This is a genomic window from Streptomyces sp. NBC_01390, from assembly GCF_045040105.1.
Classification (GTDB): domain Bacteria; phylum Actinomycetota; class Actinomycetes; order Streptomycetales; family Streptomycetaceae; genus Streptomyces.
Genome location: NZ_CP109551.1, coordinates 2,504,867 through 2,520,862 on the forward strand (window position 1 = coordinate 2,504,867; position 15,996 = coordinate 2,520,862).

A 15,996-nucleotide genomic window follows, 5' to 3' on the forward strand; every position below is an offset into this window, starting at 1 on the left:
CTGGCGCAGTGGGCCCCCGAGCCCGTCACCCTACTAGCTCTCGGTGACGGAGCGGCACCCTCCGGAGGCGCGCTGCGCACGGGCGGACGCGTAGAGACATACGGCGGCGGCGGTCGCCAGGTTCAGGCTTTCCGCCTTTCCGTGGATCGGAACGCGCACGACAGCGTCGGTCAGCGCGCGCGTCTCCTCCGGGAGCCCCCAGGCCTCGTTGCCGAACACCCAGGCGGTGGGCCCGCCCATGGTCCCCTTGTCCAGCTCGTCGTCGAGGTCGTCCGTGCCCGCGCCGTCAGCGGCGAGGATCCGTACGCCGATGTCCCTGAGCCCGGCCACTGCCTCTTCCACGGGCACACCGACGGCCACGGGCAGATGGAACAGGGAGCCCACGGAGGCCCGTACGGCCTTCGGGTTGTACAGGTCGACGGAGGCGTCGGTCAGGACGACCGCGTCGGCGCCGGCGGCGTCCGCGCACCGCAGCACGGTGCCGGCGTTCCCGGGGTCGCGCACGTTCGCGAGGACGGCGACGAGCCGGGGCCGTGCCTTGATGATGTCCTCGAACGAGGTGTCGAGGAACCGGCAGATCCCGACGAGCCCCTGCGGGGTGACGGTGGTGGAGATGTCCGCGATGACGTCCTCGTCGGCGAGGTGCACGCGGGCGCCGGCGGCGTGGGCCTCCCCGACGATGTCGGCGTAGCGCTCCGCGGCGTCGACGGTGGCGAACAGCTCGACCAGGGTGTCCGCGTGCCCGGCCGCCTCCCGCACGGCCTGCGGCCCCTCGGCGAGGAACAGCCGCTCCTTGCCCCGGAAGTTCCGCCGGGCCAGCCGCCGCGCGGCGGCGACGCGGGCGGAGCGCGGGGAGATCAACTCGGGGGCGGCGGACATGGGGTCACCTTTCGAAGGGGCGGTGCGTTGTCGGGTGCGGGTCGGGTGGGGGCTGGTCGCGCAGTTCCCCGCGCCCCTAAAGGACACGGCCCCTGCGGGCCGAAAAGCACGTGGCGCAGCCCGTGCTTTTCAGGGGCGCGGGGAACTGCGCGAGAAGCCCCACGGACCCGCACCCGACAACGCACCCAAAAACGCCCGGGCCCACAGGCGGCGAACACCTGTGGGCCCGGGGCAACATCACACGCGGCTCAAGGCCAGCGTCAGCGTCACGCGGCCTTCGGCGCGTTGACGTCCGACGGCAGAGCCTTCTGCGCGACCTCGACCAGCGCGGCGAACGCGGTCGCGTCGTTGACGGCGAGCTCGGCGAGGATCTTGCGGTCGACCTCGATGTTGGCCGCGTTCAGACCCTGGATGAAGCGGTTGTAGGTGATGCCGTTGGCGCGGGCAGCGGCGTTGATGCGCTGGATCCACAGCCGACGGAAGTCGCCCTTCCGCTTCTTGCGGTCGTTGTAGTTGTAGACCAGGGAGTGGGTGACCTGCTCCTTGGCCTTGCGGTACAGGCGCGAACGCTGACCGCGGTAACCCTTGGCGGCCTCGAGGATCGCCCGGCGCTTCTTGTGGGCGTTTACTGCCCGCTTGACGCGTGCCACTTTTAACTCCTTGCAGCGGGGCCGTGGTTGTCCTCACACGGCCCGATTTTGATGGGGTCCCGGTCTTCAGACGTACTTACGGCGCACAGGCGCCGGTACGTCACTTGCCGAGAAGCTTCTTGATCTTCTTGGCGTCACCCGGGGCCATCTCGGCGGTGCCGGTGAGGCGCCGCGTCACGCGGGACGACTTGTGCTCGAGCAGGTGGCGCTTGCCGGCGCGCTCGCGGAGCACCTTGCCGGAGCCGGTGATCTTGAAGCGCTTGCTGGCACCGCTGTGCGACTTGTTCTTCGGCATAGCGCCGTTCTCTCCTCGTCAGTGGCGTTCCGGTGCCCGGTCGTGAAACCGGGCACGGTGGAACGTCATGTGTATGGGTTTACATCCCAGGGCGTGAGCCCCGGAATCAGACCTGGGAGGACGCCTCGGCCGGAGCCTCGGCGGTCTCCTCGGCGATGTCCTCGTCGTCACCGAGGTCCACGTCGTCGACGATGTCCTCGTCGATTCCGTCGACTTCGTCGGTCTCCGCGGCGTTCTGCGACTTGCCCGGGTTGGCCTTCGCTTCCGCCTTGCGGGCCGCCTGGGCCTCACGAGCCTCGGCCATCGCCTCGGTCTTCTTCTTGTGCGGACCGAGAACCATGATCATGTTTCGGCCGTCCTGCTTCGGGTTCGACTCGATGAACCCGAGGTCCTCGACGTCCGAGGCGAGCCGCTGCAGCAGTCGGTAGCCCAGCTCGGGCCGGGACTGCTCGCGACCACGGAACATGATCGTGATCTTGACCTTGTCGCCCTGCTTGAGGAACCGGACGACGTGACCCTTTTTGGTGTCGTAGTCGTGCGGGTCGATCTTCGGCCGGAGCTTCATTTCCTTGATGACCGTGTGCGCCTGGTTCTTGCGCGCCTCACGGGCCTTCATGGCCGACTCGTACTTGAACTTCCCGTAGTCCATGAGCTTGCAGACCGGCGGGCGAGCGCTCGCCGCCACCTCGACCAGGTCGAGGTCGTACTCCTGCGCAAGCTCCAGGGCCTTGGCAAGCGGAACAATCCCGACCTGCTCGCCGCTGGGACCGACAAGTCGCACTTCGGGAACGCGAATCCGGTCGTTGATGCGGGGCTCGGTGCTGATGGATCCTCCTCGGTAGCACCACACGACGGTCTGGCGGACCGTCGCGTATGTCTCTGATGACAATGGGACCAACTACCGGGGCACACGAAAAATGCCCCGGACGGGACACAGGCGGGGCTCCAAAGGCATACCGGAGCACCGCCGCGGTCAACCGCGGGGCGCACATCGGGCGACTCCATCGTCCGTACGGAACGATGGTGGCCGCCTGACCGGGTGACCCGCCGTCCGTGAGGGCGGTCGGGTGGGAGATCGGAGCCTCCACTTGTGGGCCGGGCACGCAAGTGTCCAGCCGGTCGTTACAAAAGGTTAGCACCAAGTGAGAGGTGGTGCTAATCGCCGGGTTCATGGCCGCCCGCACGAAGGGTCCGGATCCCCGGGGCCTATCGTGTGGGTCATGAGTGAGACCCCTCCCCAGAGTGCCGAGAACGCTTCCCAGGGTGCCGACTTCGACGCCATGACCCGCGACATCGCCGAGGTCCCGGCGGTCGAGGTGATCGTGACGGTCGCCGTGAACCTGATGAGCGCCGCCGCCGTGAAGCTCGGTCTGACCGACGAGGGCGACAAGTACAAGGACCTGGACGAGGCGCGCAAGCTGGTGCACGCCCTCGCCGGTCTCCTCGACGCGAGCGCGACGGAGATCAGCTCCTTCCACGCGGCCCCGCTGCGCGACGGCCTGAAGTCGCTCCAGCTGGCGTTCCGCGAGGCGTCCCTCGTCCCGGACGAGCCGGGCCAGGGCCCCGGCGAGAAGTACACGGGCCCGGTCTACGGCTAGGTCGCGGGTCGGGCGCCGTCAGTCACCCATGAACCACAGGTAACTGCCCGGCGTCGCGGCGCACGCTGCCAGAAGCTCGGCGAGATCGAGCAGTGCCGCCCGCTGCTGCTCGTCAGTACTGAGCAGTGCCAGATCGACCGCCTCCTGACGGGCGACCTGGGCCTCCTGCTCGTTGAACAGGGTGTCGCCGTAGGGATCCACCAGGCCGAGCCTGCCCGAGCGGTTTCGGTCGAGCGCGCTCAGCGCCCTCGCCAACGCCTCACCGTGCTCGTAGGAACCTCGCAGCCGCGTCTCCCTGGACGACCTCTTGTACGAGGGGCGCCCCGAGTGCAGTTCCAGTTCGATCCCCATGCTCTGCCCTCAGGGTTCTCAGGGGTCTTACGACCGCACGTAGAGGGGCTCGCCCGGTGGCGTGGCTCCGGCCGGCAGAAGCGCCAGGTCGAGGCCGCGCACCAGGCGGGCCCGCAGTGTTTCGTCGGCGGCGAGGCGCCCGGCGACCGCCCGGGCGGCGTCGGCCGGGGGCGCCGTCGGATCCAGTACGAGGGCGAGGGTGCCGTCGGCCTGTCCCGGGCCCAGATGGGCGCGGACCACGGCGGGCTCGGCGGCCACGACGGCCCGTACGGCGTCGACCACGGCAGGATCGGCGAGCGGATCGGCCGTCGTACGCCCCTCGGCCAGCGCGAGCAGCGCGGAACCGCTCAGCTCGTAGGGCACGGGCCCGGCCAGGTCGAGGACGATCGTGTCCGCCTTCTCGTGCGCGGCGGCCTGGATGGCCTGGTGCAGGGGTACGGCGACGGGGCGCGCGGCCGGGTCCCAGCGGGCCAGCGAGTCGGTGGACGTGAAGGCCGGCAGGGCCGTCCGGCCGCCGGCCTTGAGGGTCGGCACCGCCATGTCGCTGCTCTTCTCGTGGCGCAGCCCGTTCTCGTCCTCCTCGACCTCCCCCAGCACGGCGACGACGGGGACGAGCAGCCGGGCCCCCTTGAGGGCCGCCAGCACCGGCCCGACGGCGGTGCGGTCCTGTGCCCAGGCCGCCAGCGCGGTGCTCAGCCGGGGGTCGGCACTGCCGTCGTCGTCGGAGAAGCCGGAGTCGGGAATGTTCTTGTTCGCCACGGTGACCGACCCTATCGGGGGATCGCTCCTGGGCCTTCGCCGCCCCGGAAACCTGCCGTTCACCGGTTTCACGAAAATCTCAGGCATCGCTGACACACATCTAACATTCGCCTAATCAACCGCACAGTCACGGCCACCACCATCACGGCATGGCCTCTGAGAGAGCTCCCCGGCGTCGGTCGCTCGTCTGCGTCGTCCTCGCCTCCGCGATCGTCATGGGCGCCACCGGCGCGGGCACCGCGTATGTGCGGGCACATGCTCAGGCGGACGTGAGCCGCGTATCGTCGGCGGCGGCAGCGCCCGTGCGGACCGGAGCGAGCGAGGAGGCGTCGGTGGAACCCGTCGCGGAGCCCACAGTTGAGCCCGTCGCGGAGCCCACGGTGCAACCGGACACGCGGCTGGCCGCGGCGATGAGGCCGGTGACCGCGGCGGCCGAGGACGGGGCCGAGGTGTCCGTGGCCGTGCTCGACGTCGAGTCGGGCGACAGCGCCACCTGCGGGGACGGGACGTTCGACACCGCGAGCATCGTCAAGGTGGACATCCTGGCGACGCTGCTGCTCCGTGCGCAGGACGAGGACCGGAGCCTCACCGCGCAGGAGAAGACGTACGCCACCTCGATGATCGAGTTCAGCGACAACACCTCGGCGTCCGCGCTGTGGACAGCGATCGGCAGGGCGGAGGGTCTCGGCGCCGCCAACAAGCGCTTCGGGTTGACGGACACCGAGGGTGGCACCGGCATGCTGTGGGGCCTGACCCAGACCACCGCGGCCGATCAACTCACCCTGCTGCGACAGGTGTTCGCGGCGAACGGGGAGGCCTCGCAACTGACCGAGGCGTCCCGGACGTATCTGCGGGGGCTGATGGGCTCGATAGCCGAGGACCAGGACTGGGGAGTGTCGGCCGCTGCTGCCACGAGTACCGCCGGTCGCCGGTTCGCCCTGAAGAACGGGTGGTTGCCGCGTACGGCGACCGGGCTGTGGGACATCAACAGCATCGGGCGGGTGACGACGGCGGACGGGCGGGAGTTCCTGGTCGCGGTGGTGTCGAACGGCAACACGACGAAGACGAAGGGGGTTTCGCTGGTGGAGGCGGCGGCGCGGGCGGCGGTCTCGGCGTTCGACAGCACGGACGACACAGGCGCGAACACGAACACGGCTGCGTCTGCGTCTGCGTCTGCATCCACGAAGTCGACTGCTGCCGATGCCACGAAGTCCGGTACTGCTACCGGATCCTGACTGCCAGTCAGGCGACCACTCGGCGGCCGCCCGGGCTCAGAAGCTGTCGTCGTACGAGTCGTGGGCCGGGTGGTCGACCGTTCTGCGGCGGCCGCGCCACAGCGGGACCGCCGCGACCAGGAGCACGACACCGAGGCCGCCGGCGACGGCACCGGTCCAGTTGGAGCTGTCGTCCTCCACGGGGGCCGCGTCCGGCCCCGCGCCGAAGTACTCCTTGCCGTACGGGGTCGACTTCAGTCCTTCCGGCTGCAGCTTGTCTGCCGCCCTGAGGGCCGCCGCGGGGTCGATGAAGCCGAAGCCGCGGGAGTCGTCCCGGCCGCCGTTCGGCGCGTTGCGGGCCGTGTCCTCCAGGAGCTTCTTGATCTGGGCCGGGGTCAGTCCGGGGTGGGCGGCCTTGATGAGGGCGACGGCGCCGGAGACGAACGCGGCGGCGGCACTCGTGCCCCAGCCCTCGTAGTAGCGGTGGTCGGGGGCGGCGATGACGACGTCGACGCCGGGGGCGCTGACCGTGGCGTACCAGCGGCGGGTGGAGAAGGAGGCGCGGGTGCCGTACTTGTCCACGGCGGTCGCGGCGATGACGCCCGGGTAGGCGGCCGGGTAGGAGATGTGGTCGCCCTTCTCGCCCCCGTTGCCGGCCGAGGCGACGACGACGGCACCCTTCTTCAGGGCGTACTGGACGGCCTCGTCCTCGGCGGGCTCGGGATGGGCGGACTTCGAGTCGTCGCCGAGGGAGAGGTTAATGACGTCGGCGCCGTGGTCGGCGGCCCAGCGGATGCCTTCGGCGAGGGCGTTGCCGCGGGTGTTGCGGGCCTTGCCGCGGGCCGAGTCGCCGTCTTCGAGGATCACCCGGATGGGCAGGATCTTGGCCTCGGGGGCGATGCCGAGGACGCCGTCATCGTTGTCGTAGCCATGGCCGTGACCGGCGATGATGCCGGCCATGGCGGTGCCGTGCTTGGCCCAGGACGCGTCGCCCTGGCTCGCTCCGAAGCCGACCATGTCCTTGCCTTCGAGGACGTTGCCGACGAGATCGGGGTGGTCGGCCTCGACGCCGGTGTCGAGCACGGCGACGGTGATGCCCTTGCCCTTGGTCGTCCGCCAGGCCTCCTGCGCGTGCATCGCGTCCAGGGCCCACTGCTGGGCGCGGATGCTGTCGGCGTACGCGATGGTGGTGGGCAGGAGGGTGAGGGACCCGGCGAGGAGGAGGAGGAGGACGAGGAGCCCGCTTCGGGCTGTGCGGGTGCGGGTCATGAGGGCAGTTTCGCGGCCGAGCCTACGGTCTTGCGCAGAGCCCGTTCGACGCGGTCGGCCAGGCCCTTCGCCTCGTGACCCAGGCCTGCCTGGGCGATGGCCGTGGCGGCGCCGGACTCCATGGTTTCCTCGGCGGGCTGCGGGGTGTCGACATCGCGGCCGTCGGCCCAGCCGGAGACGGCGTATGTGACGACGGGGGCGTCGGTGAGGACGGAGATGGTCCAGGAGGCGCGCTGGGCGTCCCCGAAGTCGTCGGCGACGGTGTTCTTCGCGGCGTACGGGCGGGGCATCAGGTCGGCACGGCGGTCGAGGTGCTCGTTGTCGAAGCGGGTGCGCAGGGCGCGCATCGCGGTGGCGTCGGCCTTGGTGAAGAGGAGGCCGACGGTGGTGACGTAGCTCTGGGTCTCGTCGGTGTAGGTGGCGCGCAGGAGGCGCTGGCAGCCGACGGGGGCGAGGGCCTTGCGCAGCAGCGGGTCGAAGGCGTCGGCGCAGCCGGTGTCCGGGGCGACGGCGATCCGGATCCAGGTGCGGTCGGCGCCGCCCGGGCCGGCTCCGTCGCCCTCGACGGTGGGCGGGAAGAGCTGGTCCACGGGGACGCTGTGCCAGAGCGTCCCGGCCGCGGTGAACGCGGTGCGTGCACCGGCGTCTCCGGAATCGTCCCCGGTCAGCCAACTCCCGGTCAGTGCACCGCCGATGAGCCCGAGCCCGAGCACGGCACAGCCGACGGCGAGCAGCGCCCGCCCGCTGAAGGAACGGGGCCTGGTCTCCGCGCCGTACACGTCGGGTTGCGCGAGCGAGACGACGGGCCGCCCGGACCCGACGGTCCCGCTGTCGCCGTACGGGGCGCTCCAGGAGAGGGCGGGGTCGGGCATACCGGCCGCGGAGGGCGCGTTCGTGGGTCGCGGCGGACCGGCGGGCGCCGCGGGCATCTCCCCGGCGTCCGGCCGCCTGCCGGGTCCCTGCGACGGGTCGGCGGCGGGCGTGTTGGGCCTGTACGGGTGGCCGGCGGGGGCGCTCGCGGCACCTGGGCGGCCGTTCGACGGGCCGGTCGTGGGCGGGTCCGCGAGGTACGGGCGGCCGGCGGGCGCGTTCGCCGGTGCCGGGGGTGTCGCGGAGCTCGACGCCTGCGACGGGCTGGGCCGGTACGCGCGGTCGGCCGGGGCGTTCGCCCCACCGGGGCGGCCGGTCGGCGTCTGCGGCGGGTCGGCGACGGGCCGATCCGCGAGATACGGGCGACCGACGGGGGCGCTCGCAGGGCGCGAGGGATCGTTGGGCGCCGGCGGTGTCTCGGCGGTGCCGACACGGGCATCCGGCGTTCGGGGCGGGCTCGGCCGGAATGGCCGGCCGACGGAGGTGTTCCCGGCACCCGGGCGCCCGGTCGGCGGGTCGGTCACGGGCGGCTCGGCGAGGTACGGGCGGCCGGCGGGGGCGTTCGCAGGGCGCGGCGCACCGGCCGACCCCTGGGATGCCTCGGCGGAGCCAGGACGGGCGTTCGACTCCTGAGCGGGGCGACCGGCAGACGCGTTCGCGGGACGCGGAACACCGGCCGACGCCTGGGGGGTCTCGGCGGAACCCGGACGGGGGTTCGACGCCTGGACGGGGCGACCAGCAAACCCGTCCACAGGGCGCGGCACACCGGCCGACGCCGGGGGTGCCTCCGCGGAACCCGGACGGGGATCCGGCGTTCGGGGCGGGGCCGGGAGGTACGGGCGAGCGGTGGGGGCCAGAGGCTGGTCCGGGGTGCGCGGGGTGGTCCTGGGGGTCGTGGGGGGCATCTCGGCGCTGCGCGCCTGAGGACCGGCGGTCGGTCGATGCGTCGGAGCGGGGGGCGCCTCGTTGGGGCGCGGAGGGGTGGCCGGCGGGGGCTTGCGGAGGTGCCTGGTGGTCTCGGGGTCGGTGTGGGCGAGGCCGGGCGGGCGCCAGGGCGCCACGGGCGGCCGGTGGGCCGGGAGCGGCGGCAGGTCGGGGCGAGTGGTCGTGGGCCCGCTGGCTACCGGGGGCGCGTCGGGGAGGCGGGCCGAGGAGGGCGGCGGGGGCGGGGCTATGCGGTCGGTGGTTTCCCGGGAGGGCGCTCGCAGGTGCGGGAACCGGGGCGGGGCGGCGTCCGTCGAGGCCCTCGGCGTCGGCGCGGGGGCGGCCGTGGCGCCTGGGGGCGTCGAGGCGGAGGTTACCTGGCCTGACGCCCCACCAGACGCGCCGGGCGTACGCCCTGACCTGCTCGCCGCGTCACCGGGCGCGACTGGCCCTCGGCCCGCACTGTCCGCGAAGTTCTCGCCGGCTCCAGGCGCACCTTGCACGTCCCGTGCGTCTCGGGCATCTCCAGCCGTACCGTCCGCGCCGTCCGTGACCGGCGGCTCGGGCGGCGGTGGCGGGGTGGCCGGGCGCGGAGGGATGGAGGCGCGCCGCGCTTCCGTGCTCATGCACCCCCCGTTTCCTCGTACCGGCGCAGGGCGACGGAGTCCGTGCGGCGCGGAACGCGGCCGTCCCGGGCACGCATACCCGCGCGGGCGTGCCGCCATCCGGGCGCGTACCTCCGCGCGCGGTGGCTCCTCCCTGCGTGAAGCGTCACTCTACGGGCTGACACCCACAGAACGGGAACCAGTCCGCGGCACCGGGGCTTCTGCCCGGATCATCCCCATGCCCTGCGGCAATCGTGTCCACCAGGGCTTACGCCCCCGCCGGGGTCCGGCGGGGGCCAGGGCGCGGCCGGCGCCTACACGGGTGTGACGTACGCCCCCGCGATGCCACCGTCGACCAGGAAGTCGGTGGCGTTGACGAACGACGAGTCGTCGCTGGCCAGGAAGGCGACGGCGGCGGCGATCTCGTCGGCCTCGGCGAACCGCCCGACCGGGATGTGGACGAGGCGGCGGGCGGCGCGCTCGGGGTCCTTGGCGAACAGTTCCTGCAGGAGCGGGGTGTTGACCGGCCCCGGGCAGAGGGCGTTGACGCGGATGCCCTCCCGGGCGAACTGCACGCCCAGTTCACGGGTCATGGCCAGGACGCCGCCCTTGGACGCGGTGTACGAGATCTGCGACGTGGCAGCGCCCATCCTCGCCACGAACGAGGCGGTGTTGATGATCGAGCCCTTGCCCTGGCGCCGCATGTAGGGGATCGCGGCCTTGCAGCACAGGAAGACGGAGGTCAGGTTGACCTCCTGGACGCGCTTCCATGCCTCCAGGCCGGTGTCCAGGATGGAGTCGTCGTCGGGCGGCGAGATACCGGCGTTGTTGAACGCGATGTCGACGCTGCCGTAGGTGTCGTACGCCGCCTTGAAGAGCGCCTCGACCTGCTCGGGGTCGGTGACGTCGACCTTGACGAACAGCCCGCCCACCTCGTCGGCGGCGGCCTTGCCGCGGGTCTCGTCGACGTCGCCGCAGACGACATGGGCGCCCTCGGAGGCGAGCCTGCGCGCGGTGGCGAGGCCGATGCCGCTGCCGGCACCGGTGATGACGGCGGTACGGCCGACGAGCCGTCGGCAGACGGCGGCTTCGCCGGTGGAGGGCGTTGGCGTCGATTCGGTCACTGTGCGGGGCCTTCCGTGCTGATGAAGACGTTCTTCGTCTCGGTGAATGCGGCGAGGGCGTCCGGGCCGAGCTCACGGCCGATCCCGGACTGCTTGAAGCCGCCGAAGGGGGTCGAATAGCGCACGCTGGAGTGCGAGTTGACGGACAGGTTGCCTGCCCTGACGGCCTGTGAGACGCGCAGGGCGCGGCCCACGTCCCGGGTCCAGATGGAGCCGGAGAGGCCGTAGTCGGTGGCGTTGGCGAGTGCCACGGCGTCGGCCTCGTCGTCGAACGGGAGGACGACGGCGACGGGCCCGAAGACCTCCTCGACGGCCACGCGCGCGCGTGGGTCGACGTCGGTGAGGACGGTGGGCGGGAACCAGAAGCCGGGGCCGTCGGGCGCCTCGCCCCGGATGCCGGCCAGGTCGTCGGTGACGTACGCGCGTACGCGGTCCAGTTGGGCCCTGGAGATCAGTGGGCCCATCTGGGTCTTCTCGTCGGTCGGGTCGCCGACGAGGACGGACTCGACGGCGGGGGCGAGGAGGCCGAGGAAGCGGTCGTACACGGAACGCTGGACCAGGATGCGAGTACGGGCGCAGCAGTCCTGGCCGGAGTTGTCGAGGAACGACATGGGGGCGGCGGCCGCGGCGGCCTCGATGTCCGCGTCGGCGAAGACGATGTTGGGGCTCTTGCCGCCGAGTTCGAGGGTGACGCGCTTGAGGAGCGCCGACCCCTTCGCCAGGACCTGCTTGCCCACACCGGTCGACCCGGTGAAGACGATCTTCGCGATACCCGGGTGCTCGACGAGCGCGTTGCCCGCGACGGGACCGTGGCCCGGCAGCACCTGGAACAGTCCCTCCGGCAGGCCCGCCTCCAGGGCGAGTTCGGCGAGGCGCAGGGCTGTCAGGGGGGTGGTCTCGGCGGGCTTGAGGATCACCGCGTTGCCTGCGGCGAGGGCGGGAGCCGTGCCCCAGGCGGCGATCGGCATGGGGAAGTTCCAGGGCGCGATGACGCCGACGACGCCGAGGGGTTCGAGGATGGTGATGTCGAGGCCGCCGGCGACCGGGATCTGCCGTCCCGTCAGCCGCTCAACTCCCCCGGCCGCATAGTCGAGCAGATCGCGGACGTTGCCCGCCTCCCAGCGCGCGTTGCCGATGGTGTGTCCGGCCTCCCGCACCTCCAACTGGGCCAGTTCTTCGAGGTGTTCGTCGACCGTGGCCGCGAAGCGGCGCAGCAGACGGGCGCGGTCGGCGGGCGCGAGGGCCGCCCAGCGCGCCTGGGCGTGTGTGGCCCGTACGACGGCCGTGTCGACGTCCTCGCGGGTGGCGGCGCGGACGGTGGCGACGACGTCCTCGGTGGCGGGGTTGAGAACGCGAAGCTCACGCTCGTAGGCGGCTTCGCGCTCATGCTCGTACGACAAGAAAGGACCTCTCACAAACGTTCGAAGGAGCGGCGAAGCTCCCAGTCGGTCACCGCGGCGTCGAAGGCGGCGAGTTCGACGCGGGCCATGTTGCGGTAGTGGGCGACCACCTCGTCACCGAAGGCGGCCTGGACGATGGGGCTGTTCTCCCACAGTTCGGCGGCCTCGCGCAGGGTGGTGGGGACGTGGGCGTAGTCGCCGGCGTAGGCGTTGCCCGTGCACACCTCGGGCAGTTCCAGCTTCTGCTCGATGCCGTACAGTCCGGCGGCGATCAGCCCGGCGACGGCGAGATACGGATTGACGTCACCGCCGGGCAGCCGGTTCTCGAACCGCATGGAGCGGCCGTGGCCGACCACCCGCAGCGCGCAGGTGCGGTTGTCGTACCCCCAGGCGACGGCGGTCGGCGCGAACGAGCCGGGCTGGAACCTCTTGTACGAGTTGATGTTGGGCGCGTAGAGCAGCGAGAAGTCCCGCAGGGCGGCGAGCTGCCCGGCGAGGAAGTACCGCATGACCTCGGACATGCCGCCGGGGTCGGCCGCGGTGCCGGCCATGACGTTCGTGCCGTCGGCGTCGGCCAGCGAGAGGTGGATGTGGCAGGAGTTGCCCTCGCGCTCGTTGTACTTGGCCATGAAGGTGAGCGAGACGCCCTCCTGGCTGGCGATCTCCTTGGCACCGGTCTTGTAGACGGCGTGCTGGTCGCAGGTGACGAGCGCGTCGTCGTACTTGAAGGCGATCTCGTGCTGGCCCGGATTGCACTCGCCCTTGGCGGACTCGACGGTCAGTCCGGCGGCCGTCATCTCGTTGCGGATGCGGCGCAGCAGGGGTTCGATGCGGCCGGTGCCGAGGATCGAGTAGTCGATGTTGTACTGGTTGGCCGGGGTCAGTCCGCGGTAGTGGGCGTCCCAGGCCTGCTCGTAGGTGTCCTTGAAGACGATGAACTCGAGCTCCGTACCGACCTTGGCGCCGAACCCGTGCTCGGCGAGCCGGTCCAGCTGGCGGCGGAGGATCTGGCGGGGCGCGGCGACGACCGGGGACCCGTCGTTCCAGGCGAGGTCGGCGACGAGGAACGCCGTGCCCGCGTTCCAGGGCAGCCGGCGGAGCGTGGAGAGGTCGGGATGCATGGCGAAGTCGCCGTACCCCCGCTCCCAGGAGGACATCTCGTAGCCGTCGACGGTGTTCATCTCGGTGTCGACGGCAAGGAGGTAGTTGCAGCCTTCGGTGCCGTGCTCCAGGACGTCGTCGAGGAAGAAGCGTGCGGCGAACCGCTTGCCCTGGAGCCGCCCTTGCATGTCGGGGAAGGCCAGGACGACAGTGTCGATCTCTCCGCTCGCGACGAGGGCGTGCAGCTCCTCGACGCTGAGCGGGGGTGTGCGGTCTGCCACGGGAAAGCTCCTTCGGCTACTGCGCGTTCTCTCGGCCGGGCCGGAAGCCATAAGGTATTGCGGAGAACCATTGCTTGGGAAGGGGGCACGGCCAGATGTCGCTGGACTCGGAGGGCGGCTTGGAGGACCGGTTGACGCCGGTGCTGCGGCCCGTGCGGGCGGGCAACGGCTTCGAGGAGGCACTGGAACAGATTCTCCAGGTCGTACGGCTGGGCCTGGTCCCGGGCGGCGAGCGGCTGCCGGCCGAGCGCGAACTCGCCGAGCGGCTCGGGATCAGCCGGGTGACGCTGCGCGAGGTGCTGAAGGTGCTCCAGGACCAGGGGCTCGTGGAGTCGCGTCGCGGCCGGTACGGCGGCACGTTCGTGCTGCCGCGCGGCGGCGCGGGCGAGGACGAGCTGCGGCGCCGGATCAGCGCGGTCGACATCGAGGACGTGCTCCGGTTCCGCGAGGTACTGGAGGTGGGCGCGGCGGGCCTGTGCGCGCAGCACGGGCTGTCGGCCGAGCAGGGGAGCCGGCTGCGGGAGGCACTGGCGCGCACGCAGGACGCCCCGCTGCCGGACTACCGCCGCCTGGACACCCTGCTCCACCTCACCCTCTCCGAGCTGTCCGGCTCACCGACGCTGACCTCGCAGTACGCGGCGGTACGGGCGACGGTGAACGACCTGCTGGACTGCATCCCGCTGTTGGTGCGCAACCTGGAGCACTCCCAGCGGCAGCACGCGGCGCTGGTGGACGCGGTGCTCGACGGGGACGCGGACGGGGCGCGGGAGATGATGCGGGAGCACTGCTCGGGGACGGCGGCACTGTTGCGGGGGTTCTTGGCGTGACGCCGGTGGGACATGGGTTGCCACCCGGGGTGGCGTTCGGCAAAGGTATGGCCGTACGCCATTGAACGCCAGGGAGACCCTCGTGACCACCACCGGACGACGACCGCTCATCGGCGTCAGCACGTATCTGGAGTCCAGCACACGCTGGGGCGCGTGGGACCTGCCCGCGGCACTCCTGCCGGCCGGGTATCCGCGGCTCGTGCAGCGGGCCGGGGGCATCGCCGCGATGCTCCCGCCGGACGACCCGGCACACGCCGCCGCGACGGTCGCCCGGCTGGACGGTGTCGTGATCGCGGGCGGCCCGGATGTCGATCCGGCCCGGTACGGCACCGAGCGCGACCCCCGCACGGGCCCGCCCGCCGAGGCGCGGGACGCCTGGGAACTCGCCCTGATCGAGGCGGCGTTGGCGTCGGGCACCCCACTGCTGGGCATCTGCCGGGGCATGCAGCTGCTGAACGTCGCCCTGGGCGGCACGCTGGTCCAGCACATCGACGGCCACGCGCGCACACCGGGCGTCTTCGGCCACCATTCCGTGAAGCCGGTACCGGGGACGCGCTACGAGGAGGCGGTACCGGAGGAGACATCGGTGCCGACGTTCCATCACCAGGCGGTGGACCGCCTGGGGAGGGGGCTGCGGCCGTCGGCGTACGCGGAGGACGGGACGGTGGAGGCGGTGGAAGCGGAGGGTTCCGCGTGGGTGCTGGGAGTGCAGTGGCATCCGGAGATGGGGGAGGACGTGAGGGTGATGGAGGCGCTGGTCCTTTCAGCCCGTCTGGGGGTCCCCCCTCTGGGGGAGCTTGAGGACAAGGCCCCTTAAGGGCCGTAGGGGGGTCTGGGGGCACAGCCCCCAGGGATGGGACGGGTAGGGGCGGCGGGGGCGAGAAAGGCCCGCCCTACCCCCGCGTCAACCCCAACAACTCCCGAGCCGGCCCGACCGGCCGATGCCCCACCGGCCACACCGCCCGCAGCTCCCGGTCCAGCCGCACCCCGGCCAACGGCACACACACCAGCCGCCGCGTCGACAACTCCTCCCCCACCGCCAGCTCGCTCAGCACCGCGGGCCCCGCCCCACCCACCGCCGAGGCCTTCACCGCGGTCGTCGACGACAGTTCGAGCAGCGGACGCGCCAGCCCGCCCAGCGCCGCGTCCAGCACCTGCCGCGTCCCCGACCCCTCCTCCCGGAGGATCAGCGGCGTCGCCGCCAGCTCCTGTGCCCCCACCGGCTTCCTCCGCCGCGCCCACGGGTGCCCCGGCGCTGTCACCACGATCAGCCGGTCCTTGGCGACGACCACGGAGTCCAGGCCGCTCGGTACTCCCGTCCCCTCCACGAAACCGATGTCGGCCTCGTCCGCCAGGACCCGCTCGGCCACCGCCGCCGAGTTCCCCGCGAGCAACGACACCGCCGTCTCGGGCCGCAGCGCACGCAGCGCCAGCAGCCAGCCGGGCAGCAGGTACTCGGCGATCGTCATGCTGGCCGCGACCCGCAGCCGGGAGTCGCGTCGCGCCCGCAGGGCCTGCGCCCCGGCGTCGAACGCCTCCGCCGCCTCCACGACCCGTCGAGCCCAGTCGGTGACGAGCACACCGGCGTCCGTGAGCCGGGAGCCGCGCGGTGAGCGGTCCACGAGGGCCACGCCCAACTGGCGTTCCATCGACCGGATGCGGCTGCTGGCGGCCGGCTGTGTGACGCCCAGCTCCTGCGCGGCCCGCCCGAGGCTGCCCAGCCGCGCCACAGCGAGCAGCAACTCCATCGCGCCGAGGTCCGGGACCCGCCGCGCGACTCCCGCCGACTGCGCGGCCCTGCCCTCCACATCACCCATAGATCCAGCTTATGTCCTCATTCACCGGAACC

16 protein-coding genes are annotated in these 15,996 nt (G+C 72.0%); 4 read left to right on the forward strand and 12 right to left on the reverse strand.

The genetic code is table 11. The annotated features are described in order from the left end of the window. Nucleotides 1-33 precede the first annotated feature (33 nt). The 4 genes from OG241_RS11290 to infC all read right to left on the reverse strand — a co-directional run bounded on the left by OG241_RS11290 (nucleotide 34) and on the right by infC (nucleotide 2,674). Nucleotides 34-879, reverse strand: a complete 846-nt coding sequence (locus OG241_RS11290) for a TrmH family RNA methyltransferase (RefSeq protein WP_405815089.1) — start codon at nucleotides 877-879, stop codon at nucleotides 34-36. Between the two features lie 266 nt (nucleotides 880-1,145). Continuing rightward, the gene (rplT, locus tag OG241_RS11295) at nucleotides 1,146-1,529 is read right to left on the reverse strand and encodes a 50S ribosomal protein L20 (protein ID WP_006374312.1); all 384 of its coding nucleotides are present in this window, start codon (nucleotides 1,527-1,529) and stop codon (nucleotides 1,146-1,148) included. A gap of 100 nt (nucleotides 1,530-1,629) precedes the next feature. Next, entirely contained in the window at nucleotides 1,630-1,824 is a 195-nt protein-coding gene (gene rpmI, locus OG241_RS11300) for a 50S ribosomal protein L35 (RefSeq protein ID WP_073499621.1), read from the reverse strand. A gap of 106 nt (nucleotides 1,825-1,930) precedes the next feature. After that, entirely contained in the window at nucleotides 1,931-2,674 is a 744-nt protein-coding gene (gene infC, locus OG241_RS11305) for a translation initiation factor IF-3 (RefSeq protein WP_405826151.1), read from the reverse strand. A 370-nt stretch (nucleotides 2,675-3,044) separates the two neighbouring features. On the opposite strand from infC, the gene OG241_RS11310 reads away from it, so the two are divergent. Continuing rightward, nucleotides 3,045-3,422, forward strand: a complete 378-nt coding sequence (locus tag OG241_RS11310; RefSeq protein ID WP_405815090.1) for a DUF1844 domain-containing protein — start codon at nucleotides 3,045-3,047, stop codon at nucleotides 3,420-3,422. 18 nt (nucleotides 3,423-3,440) lie between these two features. On the opposite strand, the gene OG241_RS11315 is transcribed toward OG241_RS11310, so the two are convergent. Together OG241_RS11315 and OG241_RS11320 are read right to left on the reverse strand one after the other, a co-directional pair. After that, complete coding sequence (locus OG241_RS11315; protein ID WP_405815091.1) at nucleotides 3,441-3,773, reverse strand: hypothetical protein; 333 nt, start codon at nucleotides 3,771-3,773, stop codon at nucleotides 3,441-3,443. A 27-nt stretch (nucleotides 3,774-3,800) separates the two neighbouring features. Continuing rightward, nucleotides 3,801-4,532, reverse strand: a complete 732-nt coding sequence (locus OG241_RS11320; protein WP_405815092.1) for an SseB family protein — start codon at nucleotides 4,530-4,532, stop codon at nucleotides 3,801-3,803. A gap of 149 nt (nucleotides 4,533-4,681) precedes the next feature. Here OG241_RS11320 and OG241_RS11325 point away from each other — a divergent pair, with 149 nt between their 5' ends. Beyond that, entirely contained in the window at nucleotides 4,682-5,767 is a 1,086-nt protein-coding gene (locus OG241_RS11325; protein WP_405815093.1) for a serine hydrolase, read from the forward strand. Nucleotides 5,768-5,803: 36 nt separating this feature from the next. On the opposite strand, the gene mycP is transcribed toward OG241_RS11325, so the two are convergent. The 5 genes from mycP to OG241_RS11350 all read right to left on the reverse strand — a co-directional run bounded on the left by mycP (nucleotide 5,804) and on the right by OG241_RS11350 (nucleotide 13,320). Next, on the reverse strand, nucleotides 5,804-7,015 hold the full coding sequence (mycP, locus tag OG241_RS11330) for a type VII secretion-associated serine protease mycosin (protein ID WP_405815095.1): 1,212 nt from the start codon (nucleotides 7,013-7,015) through the stop codon (nucleotides 5,804-5,806). Then, nucleotides 7,012-8,409 carry a hypothetical protein gene (locus OG241_RS11335; protein WP_405815097.1) on the reverse strand — a complete coding sequence of 466 codons (1,398 nt, stop codon included), beginning with the start codon at nucleotides 8,407-8,409 and terminating at the stop codon, nucleotides 7,012-7,014. The genes mycP and OG241_RS11335 overlap by 4 nt, the downstream gene beginning before the upstream one ends. A gap of 1,319 nt (nucleotides 8,410-9,728) precedes the next feature. Then, the gene (locus tag OG241_RS11340; protein WP_405815098.1) at nucleotides 9,729-10,538 is read right to left on the reverse strand and encodes a 3-oxoacyl-ACP reductase; all 810 of its coding nucleotides are present in this window, start codon (nucleotides 10,536-10,538) and stop codon (nucleotides 9,729-9,731) included. Continuing rightward, nucleotides 10,535-11,938 carry an aldehyde dehydrogenase family protein gene (locus tag OG241_RS11345; protein ID WP_405815099.1) on the reverse strand — a complete coding sequence of 468 codons (1,404 nt, stop codon included), beginning with the start codon at nucleotides 11,936-11,938 and terminating at the stop codon, nucleotides 10,535-10,537. The genes OG241_RS11340 and OG241_RS11345 overlap by 4 nt, the downstream gene beginning before the upstream one ends. A gap of 11 nt (nucleotides 11,939-11,949) precedes the next feature. Further along, nucleotides 11,950-13,320, reverse strand: coding sequence for a glutamine synthetase family protein (locus OG241_RS11350; protein WP_405815100.1), 1,371 nt, complete (start codon nucleotides 13,318-13,320; stop codon nucleotides 11,950-11,952). A 95-nt stretch (nucleotides 13,321-13,415) separates the two neighbouring features. On the opposite strand from OG241_RS11350, the gene OG241_RS11355 reads away from it, so the two are divergent. Together OG241_RS11355 and OG241_RS11360 are read left to right on the forward strand one after the other, a co-directional pair. Beyond that, nucleotides 13,416-14,147, forward strand: coding sequence for a FadR/GntR family transcriptional regulator (locus tag OG241_RS11355; protein ID WP_405815102.1), 732 nt, complete (start codon nucleotides 13,416-13,418; stop codon nucleotides 14,145-14,147). Nucleotides 14,148-14,229: 82 nt separating this feature from the next. Continuing rightward, on the forward strand, nucleotides 14,230-14,964 hold the full coding sequence (locus tag OG241_RS11360; protein WP_405815103.1) for a gamma-glutamyl-gamma-aminobutyrate hydrolase family protein: 735 nt from the start codon (nucleotides 14,230-14,232) through the stop codon (nucleotides 14,962-14,964). 76 nt (nucleotides 14,965-15,040) lie between these two features. On the opposite strand, the gene OG241_RS11365 is transcribed toward OG241_RS11360, so the two are convergent. Continuing rightward, nucleotides 15,041-15,964 carry a LysR family transcriptional regulator gene (locus OG241_RS11365; RefSeq protein WP_405815104.1) on the reverse strand — a complete coding sequence of 308 codons (924 nt, stop codon included), beginning with the start codon at nucleotides 15,962-15,964 and terminating at the stop codon, nucleotides 15,041-15,043. Nucleotides 15,965-15,996: the final 32 nt, after the last annotated feature.

What these genes read in the sequence shown, in the direction of transcription:
- OG241_RS11290 (WP_405815089.1), bottom strand. Translation starts at nt 879, where the DNA reads ATGTCCGCCGCCCCCGAGTTGATCTCCCCGCGCTCCGCCCGCGTCGCC.
- rpmI (WP_073499621.1), bottom strand. Translation starts at nt 1,824, where the DNA reads ATGCCGAAGAACAAGTCGCACAGCGGTGCCAGCAAGCGCTTCAAGATC.
- OG241_RS11310 (WP_405815090.1), top strand. Translation starts at nt 3,045, where the DNA reads ATGAGTGAGACCCCTCCCCAGAGTGCCGAGAACGCTTCCCAGGGTGCC.
- OG241_RS11315 (WP_405815091.1), bottom strand. Translation starts at nt 3,773, where the DNA reads ATGGGGATCGAACTGGAACTGCACTCGGGGCGCCCCTCGTACAAGAGG.
- OG241_RS11325 (WP_405815093.1), top strand. Translation starts at nt 4,682, where the DNA reads ATGGCCTCTGAGAGAGCTCCCCGGCGTCGGTCGCTCGTCTGCGTCGTC.
- mycP (WP_405815095.1), bottom strand. Translation starts at nt 7,015, where the DNA reads ATGACCCGCACCCGCACAGCCCGAAGCGGGCTCCTCGTCCTCCTCCTC.
- OG241_RS11355 (WP_405815102.1), top strand. Translation starts at nt 13,416, where the DNA reads ATGTCGCTGGACTCGGAGGGCGGCTTGGAGGACCGGTTGACGCCGGTG.
- OG241_RS11365 (WP_405815104.1), bottom strand. Translation starts at nt 15,964, where the DNA reads ATGGGTGATGTGGAGGGCAGGGCCGCGCAGTCGGCGGGAGTCGCGCGG.